Below are 16,833 nucleotides of genomic sequence, written 5' to 3' on the forward strand. Positions count from 1 at the left end.
ACATACGAATGCCGCAGCGAATATGCTTACCTCAAGGGACGGTGCAGATGCCATTCTGCGCCGTCCTTTGCCGATTTTTCTAACGCACAACGGCAGCAGCCGATCGTCGAATTGTCCCCCTATGCCGCATACCCACCGCTCCCTCCCCGCCTTGCTCCCTGGTTACAATAAAGGATGCTGTCTCGCGCCGAAGTTGTGCGGCCGCCGCGGCAGTGACATAATCGTGATATTCTGTGGACCCCGAACGCGAGGCGAGATCCCGATGGACATCAGCAAGCTATCCTTTCGCAACAAGCTCAAGTCGGCCTTCATGGTCATCTCCATCCTGTCGATATTGATCACCGGCCTGTTCTCGTATACGACGACAGCCAACATTCTCGAGGACAAGGCGCTGACGCTGACGCAGGATACGGTCGTGAAGTCGGCGCAGGTCGTCGACGAGAAGCTGAACAATCTGATGCTCGTCATGATGACCTTCATGATCAGCGATTCGTTCCAGAGCATGCTGCGCGACGCGCAGGGGGGCAATACCGCCGCCTACTTCACCCATCTGACCAATATGGACAATGTATTCTCCCAGGCGCGCATCGCGGAGCCGCTGATCCAGTCCATCTTCATCTCGACGCCGATCGGAGACTTCTATCCGCTGCCGATGAATCTCAATCGGTCCGTCGCGTTCACGGACACGGCGCTCTATCGGCGGGTGGCGGCGGCGAAGCGCAATATCTGGATCGAAGGCCACGAGGACCCGCTGTTCAAGGGCGGGCAGCGCGTCGTGTCGCTCATCTTGCAGCCGATTGCGGAGTATCCGGTGCGGGACGTGTATGTGGTCGTCAACATCCGCGAGGACGGTCTGCGCAAGATCGTGTCGCCGTCCCCGAACGGCAATTCCAAGACGTTTCTGCTGAACGCGGACGGGACGCTCGTCTACGCCGAGCGGGACCCGCTGATCGTGCAGACGGCCGGCGGCGGACAGGCGGCGCGCATTGTTCGCGACGAGCCCGGCGCAGGCTATACGACGATCAGGCTCGACCGGGAAGACTATTTGCTCAATTATGCGCAGATGAGTCTCAACGACTGGACGGTCGTGGCGATCCAGTCCAAGGATCATGTGCTCAAGGATCTGAGTGTGATCAAGTGGACGATTTTGTTTATTACGGGCGTCAGCTTCGTCGTGACGTTTTTGTTGTCCGGCTGGTTCACGCGTTACCTGCTGCGGCCGCTCAGAAGCCTGCAGCTCGTCATGAAGCGGGTCGAAGGCAACGATCTGACCGCCCGCTTCGAGAGCGGACGGGAGGACGATCTGGCGCAGGTGGGCTTCCGGTTCAACCGGATGCTGGAGCAGATCGTCGTGCTGATCGACGAGGTCAAGTCCGCGGAGGCGAGCAAGCGCGCGGCGGAGATCAAGTCGCTGTCCGCGCAGATGGATCCGCATTTCCTTTACAACACGTTGAATACGATCTATTGGAAATTGAAGGTCGGCGAGGTGGAGCCTTCGCAGCATATGGTCGTATCGCTGTCCCGCCTGTTCCAGCTGGGGCTGAACAAAGGGCAGGAGATGACGACGCTGGACAAGGAGCTCCAGCACGTACGCCAATATCTGGAGCTTCAGCATTACAGCTATGAGCATCTGTTCGAATACGACATCGCGGTCGGGGACCCCTCGCTCATGGAGCAGCCGGTGCCGCGGATCATGCTGCAGCCGCTCGTCGAGAACAGCATTCTGCACGGCTTCGAAAATATGGAATCCGGCGGCTCGATCCGGATCGAGGCGGACCTGGACGCGGCGAACGGACGATGGACCTTGCGGGTGCAGGACAACGGGCGCGGGATCGAGGCGCCGGACTTCCGGGCGTCCGCTCTTCCCGAAGCGGAGGGCGGCTATGCGATCGGCAATCTGATCAGCCGCCTGAAGCTCGTCTACGGCGACGAGGCCGCGCTTGCGGTCGAGAGCGAGCCGGGCCGGGGCACCGCCGTTACGTTAACATTTCCGCTGAATGGAGGCCGATCCGAAGATGAACGCAGCTAATCTGGCAAGCCTTGTCATTATCGACGATATCAAGAGCGTGGTCGCCGGTCTGACCGCTATCGACTGGGCTGCGCACGGCATCGAGCTGGCGGGCGTCGCGTCCAACGGCGAGGACGGACTCGCGCTCGCGGACCGCATCAAGCCCGACATCGTCGTCACGGACATTCGAATGCCCCGCATGGACGGGCTCACGATGTTCAAGGCGCTGCTGGAGCGGGGTCAGTCGTGCAAGGTGATTTTGATTACCGGCTATGCGGATTTCGACTATGCCAAGCAGGCCGTCCAGCTCGGGGCGTTCGACTTTGTCGTCAAGCCCTTCACCGAAGAGGAGATTGTGGACGCCGTGCTCCGGGCCAGGCAGCAGGTCGAGGAAGACCGGACGCGATATCTCGGGCAAAAGGAGATGGAGCGCAAAGTGCGCGCGAGCATGCCGCTGCTCCGTCAGGAATACTTCTCTCTGCTCGTCAGCCATCGCACGCCCTGGGAGAATGCGGCGGAGCGCTGGTCGTTTCTCGGCATCGAGCTGGCTCCCCGCGGCTTCACCGTCATGTTGCTGAAGATCGACGGCTTCCCGGAGCGGGTGGCCGGCATGTCCGTGCGCGAGGTGGAGCTTATCCGCTTCTCGCTGCAGAACATCGCGGAGGAGACGATCGGCAAGCATGCCCGGACCGTCGTATTCCGGGCAGGCGACGACCGCTTCGCGGCCGTGCTGAACGATCCGCAGCTGTTCCCGGCCGACGAGATTGCGGAGCGGTGCTGCCAGAATATCGCGAGCTACACCAAGTTCACCGTCTCCGTCGGCACGGGCGGACGGGTGGAGGCGGTGCACGAGCTGCCCGATTCCTACCGGCAGGCCGAATCGGCGCTGGCGTATCATCTGTTCACCGGAGGCAACGGGGCGATCGGCTACCGCAGCTTGCCGAAGGCGGATCTGCAGGAGCCGCTGGCGCTCGGGCGCCAGGACGAGCTGCTGCTCCTGCTGCGCGCCGGCAGCGGCGACCGGGTGTCCGCGCTGCTGGACGAGCTCGCGCAGACGCTGCTCGCGATGAAGCCCCAGCCCAATCCGGACTACCTGCGCAGCCTGTACGAGGAATTGGCGGCGGCCGCGATCCGCACGCTCTACGAGCTCGTCCCCCAGGCGGAGCTCCAGCCGCTCGTGGACCGGTACAAGGCGCACCGTACGGCGCCCGGCGCCACGCTGGCGGACCTGCAGCAGCAGCTGCTCCGGCTGTGCGCGGGCGGCGCCGAGCTCGTGCGCGGTCATACGCTGTCCGAGGGACAGGCAATCGTGTACAGATCGATCGAGCATATGAAGACGCTGCTGGACCGCAACGTCACGGTCGGGGAATGCGCCGCGCATGTGCACCTGAGCGTCAGCTATTACTCCAGCCTGTTCAAGCGCGTGACCGGGATGACCTTCACCCAGTATGTGACGAACGAGAAAATCGCCAAAGCCAAATCGCTGATCCTGAGCGGCAAGCCGGTTCAGGACGTGGCGGCCGAGGTCGGCTACGAGGAGCGGCGGTACTTCAGCGAGACGTTCAAAAAGGTGACGGGCATGACGCCCTCGGAATTCCGGGACAGCTACCTGGGCGACTCCAAGAGGCAGGAAAGACAATAAAATAGTCGCCCTGGAGAGTGGTGTGGCCGTCCTTCCCCTTGCAAACGGGCCTATATAATAAGGACATGAACAACAAATCAACTGTTTAAAGGGGTCGTTTGTACATGTGGAAAAGAGGTATAGGTCTGGCGTTGACGGCTGTGCTGGCGGTCGGCACGGCGGCATGCGGCAATTCCTCGAATAACGGAGAGGGCAGTACGAGCCCGTCTTCGCCTGCGTCCGGTACGGCATCCGCGCCTGCGTCCCAGGCGCCGTCGGGAGAGAAGAAGGTCATCTCGTACTGGACGGACGACCGTCACGATCAGGAGTACATCAAGTCGCTCATCGACAAGTTCAATGCCGAGAACACGGACAACATCCAGGTGGAGCTGACCGTCCTCTCGGAGAACTTCAACCAGAGCGTGGACATCGCGTTCTCGAGCAACAAGGCGCCCGATATGCTGCGTCTGAAGAGCGCCAATACGGGCACGTTCGTGAAGAAAGGCTATCTGGCGCCGATCGACGAATACGTGACCGACGAGATGAAGACCAAGTTCTCCTCGCTGCTGCTCGAAGGCGTGAACAAGTTCGACGGCAAGCTGTACAGCCTGCCGAATTCCGGCCAGACGCTGCGCCTCGTTTACAACAAGGACCTGTTCGACAAAGCCGGTATCGAGAAGCCGCCGGAAACGCTGCAGGAGATGGTGGACGACGCCAAGAAGATCACCGCGGCCGGCAACAGCGAAGGCGCTTACGGCTTTGCGCTGAACTTCAAAAATCCGAAGAGCGCCTTCGAACGCTCGGTCCGCGAGATTCTGTCGCTGAGCGGACATCAGGGACTCGGCTACGACTTCAAGACGGCGCAGTTCGACTTCGCCCCGTACAGCCAGGTCATCGAATACTTCAAGCAAATGTGGGACGACGGCAGCATCCTGCCGGGCGCCGAGACGCTCGACATCGATCCGATGCGCGCCCAGTTCGCCGCAGGCAAGATCGGGATGTACCTCTCGTTCTCCACCGAGCCCGGCGTCTACAAGGACCAGTTCCCGACGGACATCCACTGGGGCGGGGCGCTCGCGCCGACGATCGACGGCAAGCGCGACGGCACCTCGGAGATCGTATCGGCGGGCACATGGCTCGGCATCAGCGACAAGTCGAAAAACAAGGATGCGGCGTGGCAGTTCATGGCCTACATGTACCGTGACGAAGTGCTGACCGCTTATCACGAGCAAGGCTTCGGCATCTCGGTTGTTCCCAGCATCGCGGAAAAAGCCAAAAATCCGGATGTGCCCGGCATGGAAGGCTTCCTGGTCGGCGACAACGACTCGATCTGGCCGGTATCTCCTACCGTGACGCCGGAAGGCGCCAACTACGGCGACGCGTTCTTCAAGTACATGCTGTCCGGCGGAGACCTGGCCAAGGTGACTGCGGATCTGAATGCGCGCTATAACGACGCCCTGGCCAAAGCGAAGGAGAAGGGCGAAGTCAAAGCGGAAGCCGATCCGTCCTTCGATCCGGCCAAGCTGAAGACGAATTCATAGAAAGGGAGCGGGGGCTTTCGTGAATTACTGGCGAAGGCCCTTCGCATTTCCGAAGGGAGTGGATCAAGAGATGACACGCTGGACCCGACTGCGGGAAAATTCCCTGCTGCTGTTCCCGAGCGTCGTGCTCACGCTGGCCCTGGGCATCTATCCGCTGATATGGGTGCTCCGGTATATGTTCTATGACTACCCCGGCTACGGGGAGGAGCTGTTCGTCGGCCTCGACAACTTCCGCAGATTGCTGCGGGATGCGGAGTTCTGGGCGTCCGTGCGCAATACGTTCGTATTCGCCGGCGGCAAGCTGCTCATCACCGTGCCGCTATCGCTCATCCTGGCCGTCATCCTGAACGGCAAGCTGCGCGGACGCCACTTCATGCGCGCGGTATTTTTCATGCCGACCGTCATCAGTACGGCCGTCATCTCCGTCGTCTTCTATCTGATCTTCAACTCCTACAACGGCATGGTCAACCAGTTGCTCGTCCGCATGCATATTATCGACAGCCCGTTCGCGTGGCTCGGACCCGATCATGCGATGATGACGGTCGTCATCGCCGCGGCTTGGGGCGCGGTCGGCAACTACATGCTGCTGTTCATCGCGGGCCTGCAGAGCATCCCGCAGGACCTGTACGAGAGCGCCTCGATCGACGGCGCGGGGCCGGTGCAGCGCTTCTGGCGCATTACGATCCCGATGCTCGGCCCGGTCATGCAGATCATCATCATGCTGGCGATCATCGCTTCGCTCAAAGGCTACGAGAGCATCATGGTCATGACGGAGGGCGGCCCGATCGGCAAGACCGAGGTCATGTACCTGTATTTGTACAAGCTGCTGTTCCCGTTTGCGACCTCCGGCACGCCGGCCGACCAGCAGTTCGGCTACGGCAGCGCGGTCGGCTTCGCGACGGCGCTCATCGTGGGCGCGATCACGATGATCTATTATTGGCTGAGCCGCAAAATGAACAAGGTTTTTTAGGAGGATACAGCGATGAGACAACAAACGGGAATCCTCGGGCAGCCGGCGGAAGTCCGCAGAGCGCGGACCTCATCCCCGGGAGCCGCGCGGCTTGCGGCGGTGCTGGGACGCGCCGTCCTATGGATTTTTCTGCTGGTCGTCGGCCTGCTCACCTTGTTCCCGATCCTGATGACGGTGACGGGCTCCATGATGTCCAATGCGGAGCTGATGGGCGGCGGCAGCATCGTGCCGAAAAGCTGGGAGTTCGGCAATTACGCCCAGGCCTGGGAGCAGAGCAACTTCGCCCGCTACACCTGGAACAGCCTGTTCATGAGCGTCGCCGCTACGGTCGGCACGCTGCTCGTGGCTGCCGCCGCCGCCTACGTCGTGGACAGGAGGAGCTTCCCTGGCAAGTCCGTGTACGTCGGGCTGCAGGCTTCGACGATGTTCATCTCGATGGGAGCGATCGTGCTGCGTCCCCAGTTCGACCTGATGGTCGCGCTCGGCCTGAACACGTCGCTGTGGGGCGTCATCCTCATTTTGATCAGCGCGCATGCGAGCACGTTTTTCATTCTGCTGGGCTTCTTCAAGTCCATCCCGCGCGAGCTCGACGAGGCGGCGATGATCGACGGCTCCAGCTTCATCCGTTCCTTTTACCGGATTATCCTGCCGCTGCTCGCGCCGGGACTCGGCGTATCGGGCCTGTTCGCCTTCCGCCACGCCTGGAACGAATATATACTGCCGCTCGTGTTCACGATGACCGATCCCAAGCTGCAGACGCTGACGGTAGGGCTCGCCAATCTCCGGTACGGCTCCTCGGCGGCGATGCAGATCAATCTCATGATGGCGGGCGCCTGCCTGTCCATCCTGCCGATGCTGGCCGTGTATATATTGGCCAACAAGTCCTTTATGCAAGTGACGGCCGGATCGGTCAAGGGCTGAGGCCGAGTGCGCCATTCTAACATCATCGCAAAAATTGGAGGGTACCTACTGATGAACGCAACGACCGCGATCGGCGACCTGAAGTCCAGCCCATTGGTCTCCCGCCACCCGGCGAATCCGATCCTGACCCCGGGCGACGTCCCCTACGGCCCGGCCATGGTGTTCAACGCCGGCGTCGCCAAATATAATGGCAAGTACGTGATGGTATTCCGCAACGACTACGGCAACGCCGAGCTCGGCACGATCGAGCCGCACAGCACGACGAATTTGGGACTGGCGTTCAGCGACGATGGCATTCGCTGGGAGGTTCAGCCGTCTCCTTGCTGGAGCTGGCATGACGAGGAGGTCGTCCGTGTGTACGATCCGCGCTTGACCGTCATCGACGGACGCTGCCATATGTGCTTCGCGGTGGACACGCGGCACGGCTTGCGCGGCGGCATCGCCGTCACGGATGACTTCGCCAAGTTCGACGTGCTCAGCCTGTCCGTGCCGGACAACCGCAATATGGTGCTGTTCCCGGAGCGGATCGGCGGCCGGTACGTCCGGCTCGAGCGGCCCTTCCCCGTGTACAGCCGGGGCGGCGCCGACCGCTTCGACATGTGGATGAGCGATTCGCCCGACCTGCGCTACTGGGGCGGGTCCAAGCTGCTGCTCGGCGTGGAGCATGTGCCGTTCGCCAACGACAAGGTCGGTCCCGGCGCGCCGCCGGTCCGCACCGAGCGCGGCTGGCTGACGACCTTCCACGCGGTCGACATTGACGACAGCCGCGGCAAGAACGGCTGGGAGCCATCTTGGAAGAAGCGGTATACCGCAGGCATCATGCTGCTGGATCTGGAGGACCCGAGCAGAATACTGGGCATGTCCAGCCGGCCGCTGCTGGCGCCGGAGGCGGCCTACGAGACGGACGGCGGCTTCCGCAACGATGTCATCTTCCCCGGCGGCATGGTCCTCGAGGACAGCGGCGAGGTCAAGATTTATTACGGCGCGGCCGACACGGTGGAATGTCTGGCGACGGCCGACGTCGACGATCTGATCCGGCTCTGTCTGGAAGGCGAATGAGAGGAGCGTGAACGCTAGTGAGCAATGAGGAGCATGTAAGTGTACCCGCACAGGAGATCCCCGTATCCCGCGAGGTCGATGTCGTCGTCGTGGGCGGCGGGGCGTCGGGCGTCGGCGCGGCGATCGCTGCCGCGAACAACGGCGCCCGCACGCTGCTGATCGAGCAGCGCGGCTACCTGGGCGGCATGGGCACGGTATCGCTGGTGCCGGCCTTCTGCCCGTTCACGGACAAGCAGAAGCCGATCATCCGCGGCATCGGCCTGGCGCTGATGGAGCGGATGAAGGAAGCGTGCAATGCGGACTATCGCCGGGAATACGCCGACACGCTCGATTGGGTGCCGATCGACCCCGAGACGCTCAAGCGCGTGTACGACGACGCGCTGCTGGAGAGCGGCGCGGAGCCGCTGTATCACTCGTTCGTCTACGACGTGCTGAAGTCCGCCGACGGACGCAGCATCGAGGGCATCGTCGTCGTCAACAAGAGCGGCCGCTCGGTCGTGCGGTGCCGCTATATCATCGACGCGACGGGCGACGCGGACATCGCCGCGCTGGCGGGCGCGCCGTTCCAGAAGGGCGGAGAGGCGGGCGAGCTTCAGCCTGGCTCGATGTGTTATCTGCTGGCGAACGTGGACCGCGGGCGCTTCCGCGAATTTCTGGAGCGGACGGGAGATACGGGGCAGCTGCACAAGACCGTCGAGCGGGCGATCGCCGACGGCGCGCTGCCCGAAGGACGCAAGTCGGTCTCCGGCCTCGCTTGGGTGAACGACTATCTCGTGGGCGTCAACTTCGGCCATGTGTTCGGCATCGACGGGACGAAGGCGGAGGACCTGACGCGAGGCGCGATCGAGGGGCGCAGGCTGGCGCAGCGCCAGCTGCAATTTTTCCAGAACTATGTGCCCGGCTTCGAGCAGGCGCATCTGGTGGCGAGCGGGGAGCAGGTCGGCATCCGGGAGACCCGCCGGATTCAGGGCGACTACGTGCTGACGGCGGACGACTTCATGGAGGCGCGAACCTTCTATGATGACATTGCGCGCAACGCGTATTATATTGATATTCATATGGCGCACAGCAAAGCGAACATGACCTTCACCCATCTGAAGCCGGGAGAGTCGCACGGCGTGCCCTACCGGTCGCTGCTGCCGCTTAACATCGACAATCTGTGGGTGCCGGGCCGGGCCGCGTCTTCAGACCGGGCGGTTCAGGGCTCGCTGCGGGTGATGCCGAACTGCTTGGCGATGGGGCAGGCGTCGGGCACGGCCGCCGCATTGGCGCTGCGGGACGGCGTCGGCGCCAGAGACGTCGAGATTGCGGAGCTGCAGCGCGTACTGCTGGCGCAGGGCGCATGGCTGGGCGAACCGGCTCCCGCGGGCGGTCATTAACGGAGGGCGAGGATGGAGACGATGAAGTGGCGCAATAAAAGATGGGGCACGCTCGGCGACAGCATCACGGCGGCGAACGGCTATCAGCCGATCGTTGCAGCTGCGCTCGAGTGGGCGGAGGTGCTGAACTACGGCAGGAGCGGCTGCCCCATGACGGCCGGCGGACCGACGGACGAAGGCGCTACGTACCGGATGGCGCTGGGCATCGATCCCGGGCTCGACTGCGTGACGATATTCGCCGGCACCAACGACTATCGGCTGGACAAGCCGCTCGGCGGTCCGGACAGCCGCGATCCGCTGACGTTCGTCGGCGCATACCGCTCGGCGATCGAAGCCGTGCTGACGGCGAATCCGGGATGCCGACTCGGCCTGTGGACCCCGCTGCAGCGGGCCAAGGACGGCTACGACGTCGTTCGTCCGAATGCGCAGGGGCATCGGCTCGGCGATTATGCCGAGGCGGTGCGCGCGCTGGCGCGCGAATACGCGCTGCCCGTGCTCGATCTGTATGCGGAGAGCGGGCTGAACAGTCTGACGCTGCCGCACTTCACCGACGACGGACTCCACCCGAATGCGCGCGGTCACGAGCGGATCGCCGCGCTGGCGATCCCGTATCTGGCGCGAATCTGAGCCTGCCCCGATGAGACGGTTCGGGCGGTCGCTCTTAAGTCAAGTCCGCCCGATCCCGCTCAGCACGTCCGCGAGCCGCTGCGGCCGCATCTGTCCGATCAGATCGCCGCGCTGCCGCAGCCGGGCGGCGATGTTGAGCAGATTGAAGTCGGACGGGCGCGGGTTCGCGCGCACTTCGTCCCAGCCAAGGGGCGTCGACACTGGCGCGCCCGGGCGGGCCCGCGGCGTATAAGCCGCGGCCAGCGTGCGTCCCGGATAATATTGCAGATAGTCGAGGTAGATGAGCGATCCGCGGTTCTTCTTCAGCCGTTCTACGGTGAAGAGCTGCGGATCTTTTGCCGTCAAATACTCGGATATGAACTTGCCGAACCGGCGCAGATCGTCGTAGCTGGGCCCGGGCTCGATGCGCATGACGACCTGGATGCCCGTCGCGCCAGAGGTCTTGGGGACGGCCTCCAGACCGAGCGAATGCAGCAGGTCCCCGACCTTGTCCGCGGCCTCCATAATTCTCGGCTCGACCTCGAGACTCGGATCGATGTCGAGTATCCAGCGGTCGGGCAGCGGCTGCCCGATCCGTTCGCAGGAGACATGGAATTCGAGCGCATACAAGCTCCCCATCCACAGCAGCGTCGGCAGCGAATCGAGCACGACGTACCGGATGCCGCCTTCCGTCTCGGTCCGTACGAACTCGGGCACGGGAGCGGGCGCGTTTTTTTGATAAAAGGACTTGCCCGCATACCCCTCCGGAAAACGGATCGTCGTCAGATAACGGCCTTCGGTGTGGGGCAGCATGTAAGGCGCTAAATCCGCCAAAGTTCGGACATACTGGAGTTTGTCGATGCCCAAGTCGGGCCATAGCAGCTTGTCCGGGTGAGAGATCGTTAGTTCCCGTTCGCCCAGGCGCAGCGCGACCGGAGACATCATAGCCGGGGTCATGGCAGCATTCCTCCGCTCTGCTCGGCCCCGACAGCCGGGGCGATGAATGGTGTTAGTGTGGCCGCTGCATCGCGATGCCATACGGCGCCGGCTTGAACCGATCGACCGAGGAGCGAACGACCATCCATGTCCGACCGCAACAACCCGATGCAACCGATCGTTCCGTTCGAGCCCGTATCCTCCGCGCAGCTGACGGTCCGGAGCGGCTGGACGGCGCAGATCAAGTGGGACGGCGTGCGCATGCTGACCTACTGGGACGGCGCCGCGACCCGTCTCGTCAACCGCAGGCTGAACGACAAGACGCTGCAATATCCGGAGTTCGCGCGCGCTTCCGATTATATCGCCGCCCGCTCCGCCATTCTCGACGGCGAGCTGATCGCGATGAACAGGGAGCGGCCTTCCTTTCACGAGATCATGCGGCGGGACCGCGCCCGCAAGAGCGACACGATCTCGCGCGGCGTCGCCGGTGTGCCGGTCACTTATATGGTGTTCGACGTTCTCTATTGCGAGGGCGAATGGTTGACGGACAAGCCGCTTCGCGAGCGGCAGGCGGTGTTGCGCAGTCTGCTGAAGGCGCATCCGCAGGTGCAATTAGTCGCCGATCACGACGATCCGGCCGCGCTGCTGGCGGTGATGAAGTCGCACCGGATGGAGGGGATCGTCACCAAGGACCTGGACAGCCGCTACCTGATCGGCGGCAAGGACGGCCGATGGATGAAGCACAAGATCGATCGCGACCTCGCGGCGGGCGTCGGCGGCGTCACGCTGCAGGGCGGCATCGTCAATGCGCTGCTGCTCGGTCTCTACGACGAAGCGGGCTGCTTCTGTTATATCGGCCACGCCGGCGCGGGCAAGCTGACGCACGAGGACTACCGGTCGCTGACCGCGCGGCTGCCCGAGCTGCGCATCGCCCGCAAGCCGTTCGCCAACAGGACCGAGCGGGAGCGGGAGGCGGTGTGGATCGCGCCGGACCGCGTAGCCGTGAAGGTGAACTATTTGGAGTGGACGACGGGCGGCACGCTGCGCCATCCGGTGCTCCAGGGGTTCCTGGACGCAGGAGCGGCCGATTGCTCCTTTGCGCAGCCGGAATAATACGGGCGATGCCCCGCACTTTTGCTCCGCTTCCCTCATAGAACAATAGCAGGGAGGGGATCGCTACGTTTATTCCGGTGCCGCCTCAGGCGGGCGCGCTGCTGTCGCTCGTGCTTGTGTTCTGGACAGGAACCGCTCTGTTCGCCGTGCTGCATCCGAGGGCTGTCCTGAGACTGGCTGCGGGCAGCCGTATGCAGAGGAGAGCGGACAAGGAGGCCGAAGAAGCCAGCTTGCGCATCCGCGTCCAAGGCGCTTGGATGAGTGTGGCCGGCCTGATCGTGCTGGCGCTGCCGCTGCTCCTGTAGCTGCCCGCCCCCAAAAAAGGGGCCGCCCCGAAGTCATTCGCATGACTTGCGGGACGGCCCCTGTGAGGCGGTACGGGCCGATCAGCCCGTGAACTCTTGCACCCATTCGCCGTTGTAGTAGGCTACGCCGATCGACTTGAAGTTGGCGTTCATAATGTTCGCCTTGTGCCCAGCGCTGTTCATCCACGCGGTCATCACTTCGGTCGGCGAGCGTTGGCCTTTGGCGATATTCTCGCCGGCATAGCTGTACGTCACGCCGAACTGCTTCATCATATCGAACGGCGAACCGTACGTCGGCGAGTTGTGGTCGAAGTAGTTGTTGCTGTACATATCCTTGGCCTTGGCATCGGCGACCGTCGTCAGCTTCGCGTCCGTCTTCAGTGCGGACAGGCCGGCTTTGGCGCGCTCTTGATTGACGATGTTGACGACTTGTGCGGCGAAGTCGGATTGCTGCACGGATGTGCCCGAGCCTGTCGTCCCGCTGCCGGCGCCGGCAGGGATGGATGGCGGCGCGGTCGGTGCGGGCGTGGCAACCGGCTTGGATGGCTGCACGGTCGGTGCAGGCGTGGCTGCCGGAGCGGTGGGCTGCACGGTCGGAGCAGGCCTAGCTGTCGGAGCAGGCGTCACAGTCGGTGCAGAGCCGTTGGCTCCGCCGCCGTTCAACCCGGCCAGCAGCGATTGCCAGTCGAACGATCCGAGATATTGCTGCAGCTGCGATGCGTCGATTGTAGATGCGTTAAGCGTATATGTGTAAGTCCGGACCGTCGGCGTGCCCGAGGTCGTCGCGGCGTTTGCGGATGCGCTGAAAGGGATTGCCAGCGACAGGACGAGAGCGCCGGACAGTGCCAGTTGACCGATACGATTGTTTTTCATGGAAGCTTAATTCCCCCTTATAGGTTAAGCCTGCGAGGTTAGCTGACGGGTTAGGTCGGAGAACGCCCTGCCGCATGAAGCGGCTTCACCCCATATGCCTGGTTCCCCCGTGCCCTCTCGGGCTTCGGCTCGGATGCTTCACATTCTATCAGCCGAATCCGGCCGGTTCACGGCATAAATATTACCATGATCCATATATTAGAAAATCTGAAAACGCCCCTTCCTTGTCCCGCGCGGGATTCGGAAGGGGCGTTCGCCGCTTCTTAAAATATTCTCATTGTGGCGGCCGCGTCATGAAATGCGCAATTTGTCCGCGATTGATGTGCGATGCAAGTATATGCATGCCCGTTCATCGCCGGTTCGGCTCAAGATTTAGGCTCGCTCGCCTTGCGCCTGCGGGACGGCGTCCCCGCCGGGGCCCCGCCAGCGGCATCGCCGCCCGCCGCTGCGGCGCCGGGCACAGCCGGCTTCGCCCGCGAGCGCTTCGGCTTGTCTGCCGCTGCTGCGCCGGGCAAGCCCGTGTCGCCCTGAATCGCGGACTTGCGCCCGGCGCCGCGCGTTCCGGCCGCCGCAGCCGGCGCGCCGTTCGCAGCCGCGTCCCCCGTCTTGACGGCGGCGAGACTCGCCTGCAGCGCGGACATCAGGTCGATGACATTGGTCCGCTCGGCCGCAGGCGCGGTCACGACATCGACGCCTTGCCCGGCGACCTTGCGGTTGATGGCGTCCAGCATCGCAGCCCGATAGTCGTCCGTATACTTGGCGGCGTCGAAGGGCGCGGACAGCTGCTCGATCAGCAGCTTGGCCATGTCGAGCTCGCGCTCGTTGACCGCCTGCTGCTGCGGCAGGCCGGGCACGCCCGAGATCGCACGGATCTCGTCCGGGTAGAACATCGTCTCCATGCAGATGCAGTTGTCGACGCAGCGGATGGCGGCGAGGCTGCTCTTGCTGCGGATCGCGATCTTGGCGATGCCGATCCGCCCGGACTGCCGCATCGCCTCGAGCAGCAGCCCGTACGCGCCCGCACCCGCTTGATCCGGCGCCAGATAATACGTTTTCTGATAGAACATCGGGTCGATCTCTTCGAGCGCGACAAAGTCCAAAATTTGTATCGTACGCGTATTCTCGGGCTTGATCGCTTCAAGCTCCTGCTCGTCGAACAGCACGAAGCGGCCCTTTTCGTACTCGTAGCCCTTCACGATCTCATCCGTCTCGACCGCCCGATCGCAGTGCGGACAGCTCTTCGTATAGGAGATCGGCGTGCCGCACACCTTGTGAATCTGGCGCAGATGCACGTCCTTGTCCTCTGTCGCGGTGAACATCTTGACGGGCACATGCACGAGCCCGAAGCTGATGGCGCCCTTCCATACGGTATGCATACGCTTCTTGGCCTCCTTGGGTAGGTCCGTATGTTCTACAGGGTTCCCTGGGCGGCGCATGATTCATACGAAGCGGCCGAATCGGGCATCCTGAAACGCGATGCATGCGCCAGACGCCATAGCAGACAAGCGAAGGGAGCCGGATGACCATGGGCGACGACGAAGCAGCTCCAGTCCAGGATCACATCTATGAAGGCCGCGACAACTACGACATGGACATCGACCGCATGATCAACGAAGGGCTCGGCGGCGGACAGGTCACGTTCGACAACGGCTTGATCGAGGAGACGACGACCGATACGATGCGGGAAAAGGAAGGGGACGATCCATCGTGAACACGGAACGGGCCAAGCAAATATTCGAATCGAAGGACATGATCGCGGTGAAGCTGGAAGGACAGCCCGTCTGGATCGAGGAAGTCGACGAGGCGAACGGCATGGCGACCGTCCAGGTCGGACAGAAGCCGACGGACGTTCAGACGGTAGCTGTGGACCGGCTGACGGAATAGCATATCGATTGGACCAGGGAGCCCCGTCGGGGCGCCCTTCTGTAGGTTCAAGGAACTTTGAACGCTGCCGCAAGCCGCAGTGAGGTCGAGCCCAGTTCAATCGACTTGACGACGCGGTACTGTCCCGGGGCCGGCGGCCAATCGTACGTCCCGCCAAGGCTGTCCATTTCGTACGATTCGCCGGTTTTCAGCGTCAGCTGGTTCGCGGGAAAAGCCGCGTTTTCCTTGGGGCTAATACCGATCCAGGTGCCGAATTCCTGCTTCTGGATGGCATACTCCACGCCGCATACGAGGTCCGCGTCGCCCAGGTTGCGGATGACGGGTTTGTAGGCGCCCGTGCCCTCTTCCGGGACGAGCGTCAGCTCGGCCGCATAGGCTGCCGTCTCCACCCGCTGCGGCAGATCAAGCTTAGGCAGCGTAGCGAGCTCTACATCCCCGCCTTCGCAGCCGGTCAGCGCATATACGGTCCCGTCCGTCCCGCTGCGCATCTCCGCGCCGCGGCATACTTGTTTGACGACTTTGCCGGCGCCGAAGGCATCCATGCTGCTGTCCTTCGCATACCGGATCTCCTTTCCGTCGTACTGCGCTTCGAGGAGGATCGGATCGCCTTCGACCGTATAGTGAACGAGCTTGACGGAGGCCGGTTCGCCGGCTGCTACCGACTGCACGAACTTGGGCAGGGGACCCGGATTCACTGGTCCCGAGAAGGACAGCACAACATAGCCCCGCGCAGCGGCCGCAGCCGGCTTCCAATCCTGTCCGGACTTGCTCTCGCAGCCCGCCAGCGCGATCGCGGCGAGCAGCAGGATAAGGACGCCGACTGTTCGCGTATTCATTGGGAGTTTCGTTCGAGGCACGCTGGACACCGCCTTTTTTTACATATACAGACGTCGACTTCCAGCATTTGTTGCTGCAATCTTGCCATGAGCCCTTGTGGATCTGGGAAGGCTTGGCAGAACGTGCTAGAATATATGGGCAGGCGTGCGTTCAATATCCGCATATCCGAAGGGAGAGAGGAATATGTATGATGTCATTGTAATCGGCGCCGGTCCTGCCGGAGCGAGCGCGGCCCTGTTCACGGCGAAGGCGGGCAAGTCGACCCTCGTCATCGACAGCGACCAGAGCATCACGAAGCGCGCCTGGGTGGAGAACCACTACGGCGTCGAAGCGATCTCCGGACCGGAGCTCGTCGAGACGGGCAAGCGGCAGGCGGCGAAGTTCGGCGCAGAGCTCGTGCAGGCCAAGGCCACGCGGCTGACGGCGGGAGACGGCTTCATTAGAGTGGAGACGGAGGGCGGCGATTATGAAGCGCAGCATGTGATTCTCGCCACGGGACTTATGGCCGAGCTGGCCGAAGCGAGCGGCGTCCGCACGAAGCCCGGCACGGAGCCGCGGATCAAAACTGTCGTCGATGCGGCGCCTGACGGCCGCACGAGCATCGGCAGCGTATGGGCGGCGGGTACGGCGGCGGGCGTCAGCGTCCATACGATCATCACGGCCGGCGACGGGGCCAAGGTAGCGATCAACGTCATCAGCGAGCTGAACGGCGAACGTTACGTCGACCACGATATTCAGAAGCCGGGGACATAACTTCCCGCATTCGGCAGGGCTGACCGA

Annotated in this window: 17 protein-coding genes and 1 riboswitch; of the genes, 13 read left to right on the top strand and 4 right to left on the bottom strand. The window is 62.9% G+C overall.

What is annotated here, in order from left to right; genetic code table 11:
* Positions 1-262: 262 nt before the first annotated feature.
* From VQ071_RS15715 to VQ071_RS15750, 8 genes are all read left to right on the top strand, one after another.
* The gene (locus VQ071_RS15715) at positions 263-2,029 is read left to right on the top strand and encodes a cache domain-containing sensor histidine kinase (RefSeq protein ID WP_340515030.1); all 1,767 of its coding nucleotides are present in this window, start codon (positions 263-265) and stop codon (positions 2,027-2,029) included.
* Positions 2,016-3,650: a response regulator gene (locus VQ071_RS15720; RefSeq protein WP_340515032.1), complete on the top strand. Its 1,635-nt coding sequence runs from the start codon at positions 2,016-2,018 to the stop codon at positions 3,648-3,650. The genes VQ071_RS15715 and VQ071_RS15720 overlap by 14 nt, the downstream gene beginning before the upstream one ends.
* Before the next feature lie 104 nt (positions 3,651-3,754).
* Positions 3,755-5,170 carry an ABC transporter substrate-binding protein gene (locus tag VQ071_RS15725; protein WP_340515033.1) on the top strand — a complete coding sequence of 472 codons (1,416 nt, stop codon included), beginning with the start codon at positions 3,755-3,757 and terminating at the stop codon, positions 5,168-5,170.
* 70 nt (positions 5,171-5,240) lie between these two features.
* Positions 5,241-6,140 (top strand): carbohydrate ABC transporter permease, encoded by a 900-nt coding sequence (locus VQ071_RS15730; protein WP_340515034.1) that lies wholly within the window; start codon positions 5,241-5,243, stop codon positions 6,138-6,140.
* 12 nt (positions 6,141-6,152) lie between these two features.
* Positions 6,153-7,061 carry a carbohydrate ABC transporter permease gene (locus VQ071_RS15735; RefSeq protein WP_340515035.1) on the top strand — a complete coding sequence of 303 codons (909 nt, stop codon included), beginning with the start codon at positions 6,153-6,155 and terminating at the stop codon, positions 7,059-7,061.
* Between the two features lie 51 nt (positions 7,062-7,112).
* Positions 7,113-8,120: a glycoside hydrolase family 130 protein gene (locus VQ071_RS15740; RefSeq protein ID WP_340515036.1), complete on the top strand. Its 1,008-nt coding sequence runs from the start codon at positions 7,113-7,115 to the stop codon at positions 8,118-8,120.
* A gap of 17 nt (positions 8,121-8,137) precedes the next feature.
* Positions 8,138-9,499 (top strand): FAD-dependent oxidoreductase, encoded by a 1,362-nt coding sequence (locus VQ071_RS15745; RefSeq protein ID WP_340515037.1) that lies wholly within the window; start codon positions 8,138-8,140, stop codon positions 9,497-9,499.
* Between the two features lie 12 nt (positions 9,500-9,511).
* Positions 9,512-10,126, top strand: a complete 615-nt coding sequence (locus VQ071_RS15750; RefSeq protein ID WP_340515039.1) for an SGNH/GDSL hydrolase family protein — start codon at positions 9,512-9,514, stop codon at positions 10,124-10,126.
* Between the two features lie 39 nt (positions 10,127-10,165).
* Here VQ071_RS15750 and ligD read toward each other — a convergent pair whose 3' ends face one another.
* Positions 10,166-11,062, bottom strand: coding sequence for a non-homologous end-joining DNA ligase (ligD, locus tag VQ071_RS15755; RefSeq protein ID WP_340515041.1), 897 nt, complete (start codon positions 11,060-11,062; stop codon positions 10,166-10,168).
* A gap of 126 nt (positions 11,063-11,188) precedes the next feature.
* Between ligD and VQ071_RS15760 the strand changes: the two genes are divergently transcribed.
* Both VQ071_RS15760 and VQ071_RS15765 read left to right on the top strand, forming a co-directional pair.
* Positions 11,189-12,154, top strand: coding sequence for an ATP-dependent DNA ligase (locus tag VQ071_RS15760; RefSeq protein WP_340515042.1), 966 nt, complete (start codon positions 11,189-11,191; stop codon positions 12,152-12,154).
* Between the two features lie 77 nt (positions 12,155-12,231).
* The gene (locus tag VQ071_RS15765; protein ID WP_340515043.1) at positions 12,232-12,459 is read left to right on the top strand and encodes a hypothetical protein; all 228 of its coding nucleotides are present in this window, start codon (positions 12,232-12,234) and stop codon (positions 12,457-12,459) included.
* Between the two features lie 81 nt (positions 12,460-12,540).
* On the opposite strand, the gene VQ071_RS15770 is transcribed toward VQ071_RS15765, so the two are convergent.
* Positions 12,541-13,332, bottom strand: a complete 792-nt coding sequence (locus tag VQ071_RS15770; protein ID WP_340515044.1) for a CAP domain-containing protein — start codon at positions 13,330-13,332, stop codon at positions 12,541-12,543.
* 12 nt (positions 13,333-13,344) lie between these two features.
* Positions 13,345-13,472: riboswitch (cyclic di-AMP (ydaO/yuaA leader) on the bottom strand.
* A gap of 225 nt (positions 13,473-13,697) precedes the next feature.
* Complete coding sequence (gene ku, locus VQ071_RS15775; RefSeq protein ID WP_340515045.1) at positions 13,698-14,708, bottom strand: non-homologous end joining protein Ku; 1,011 nt, start codon at positions 14,706-14,708, stop codon at positions 13,698-13,700.
* Positions 14,709-14,857: 149 nt separating this feature from the next.
* On the opposite strand from ku, the gene VQ071_RS15780 reads away from it, so the two are divergent.
* Complete coding sequence (locus VQ071_RS15780; RefSeq protein ID WP_340515046.1) at positions 14,858-15,043, top strand: hypothetical protein; 186 nt, start codon at positions 14,858-14,860, stop codon at positions 15,041-15,043.
* Positions 15,040-15,216, top strand: coding sequence for an H-type small acid-soluble spore protein (locus VQ071_RS15785; RefSeq protein ID WP_340515048.1), 177 nt, complete (start codon positions 15,040-15,042; stop codon positions 15,214-15,216). The genes VQ071_RS15780 and VQ071_RS15785 overlap by 4 nt, the downstream gene beginning before the upstream one ends.
* A gap of 47 nt (positions 15,217-15,263) precedes the next feature.
* Here the strand turns inward: VQ071_RS15785 and VQ071_RS15790 are convergent, their stop codons facing one another.
* On the bottom strand, positions 15,264-16,052 hold the full coding sequence (locus VQ071_RS15790; RefSeq protein WP_340515049.1) for a DUF4362 domain-containing protein: 789 nt from the start codon (positions 16,050-16,052) through the stop codon (positions 15,264-15,266).
* A gap of 184 nt (positions 16,053-16,236) precedes the next feature.
* Here VQ071_RS15790 and VQ071_RS15795 point away from each other — a divergent pair, with 184 nt between their 5' ends.
* Complete coding sequence (locus VQ071_RS15795; protein WP_340515050.1) at positions 16,237-16,806, top strand: FAD-dependent oxidoreductase; 570 nt, start codon at positions 16,237-16,239, stop codon at positions 16,804-16,806.
* Positions 16,807-16,833 lie beyond the last annotated feature (27 nt).

This window comes from Cohnella sp. 56 (genome assembly GCF_037963805.1).
Taxonomy (GTDB): Bacteria; Bacillota; Bacilli; order Paenibacillales; family Paenibacillaceae; genus Cohnella.

What these genes read in the sequence shown, in the direction of transcription:
- VQ071_RS15760 (WP_340515042.1), top strand. Translation starts at nt 11,189, where the DNA reads ATGTCCGACCGCAACAACCCGATGCAACCGATCGTTCCGTTCGAGCCC.
- VQ071_RS15735 (WP_340515035.1), top strand. Translation starts at nt 6,153, where the DNA reads ATGAGACAACAAACGGGAATCCTCGGGCAGCCGGCGGAAGTCCGCAGA.
- VQ071_RS15730 (WP_340515034.1), top strand. Translation starts at nt 5,241, where the DNA reads ATGACACGCTGGACCCGACTGCGGGAAAATTCCCTGCTGCTGTTCCCG.
- ku (WP_340515045.1), bottom strand. Translation starts at nt 14,708, where the DNA reads ATGCATACCGTATGGAAGGGCGCCATCAGCTTCGGGCTCGTGCATGTG.
- VQ071_RS15770 (WP_340515044.1), bottom strand. Translation starts at nt 13,332, where the DNA reads ATGAAAAACAATCGTATCGGTCAACTGGCACTGTCCGGCGCTCTCGTC.
- VQ071_RS15790 (WP_340515049.1), bottom strand. Translation starts at nt 16,052, where the DNA reads ATGAATACGCGAACAGTCGGCGTCCTTATCCTGCTGCTCGCCGCGATC.
- VQ071_RS15740 (WP_340515036.1), top strand. Translation starts at nt 7,113, where the DNA reads ATGAACGCAACGACCGCGATCGGCGACCTGAAGTCCAGCCCATTGGTC.
- VQ071_RS15720 (WP_340515032.1), top strand. Translation starts at nt 2,016, where the DNA reads ATGAACGCAGCTAATCTGGCAAGCCTTGTCATTATCGACGATATCAAG.
- VQ071_RS15795 (WP_340515050.1), top strand. Translation starts at nt 16,237, where the DNA reads ATGTATGATGTCATTGTAATCGGCGCCGGTCCTGCCGGAGCGAGCGCG.
- ligD (WP_340515041.1), bottom strand. Translation starts at nt 11,062, where the DNA reads ATGACCCCGGCTATGATGTCTCCGGTCGCGCTGCGCCTGGGCGAACGG.
- VQ071_RS15715 (WP_340515030.1), top strand. Translation starts at nt 263, where the DNA reads ATGGACATCAGCAAGCTATCCTTTCGCAACAAGCTCAAGTCGGCCTTC.
- VQ071_RS15780 (WP_340515046.1), top strand. Translation starts at nt 14,858, where the DNA reads ATGGGCGACGACGAAGCAGCTCCAGTCCAGGATCACATCTATGAAGGC.
- VQ071_RS15750 (WP_340515039.1), top strand. Translation starts at nt 9,512, where the DNA reads ATGGAGACGATGAAGTGGCGCAATAAAAGATGGGGCACGCTCGGCGAC.
- VQ071_RS15725 (WP_340515033.1), top strand. Translation starts at nt 3,755, where the DNA reads ATGTGGAAAAGAGGTATAGGTCTGGCGTTGACGGCTGTGCTGGCGGTC.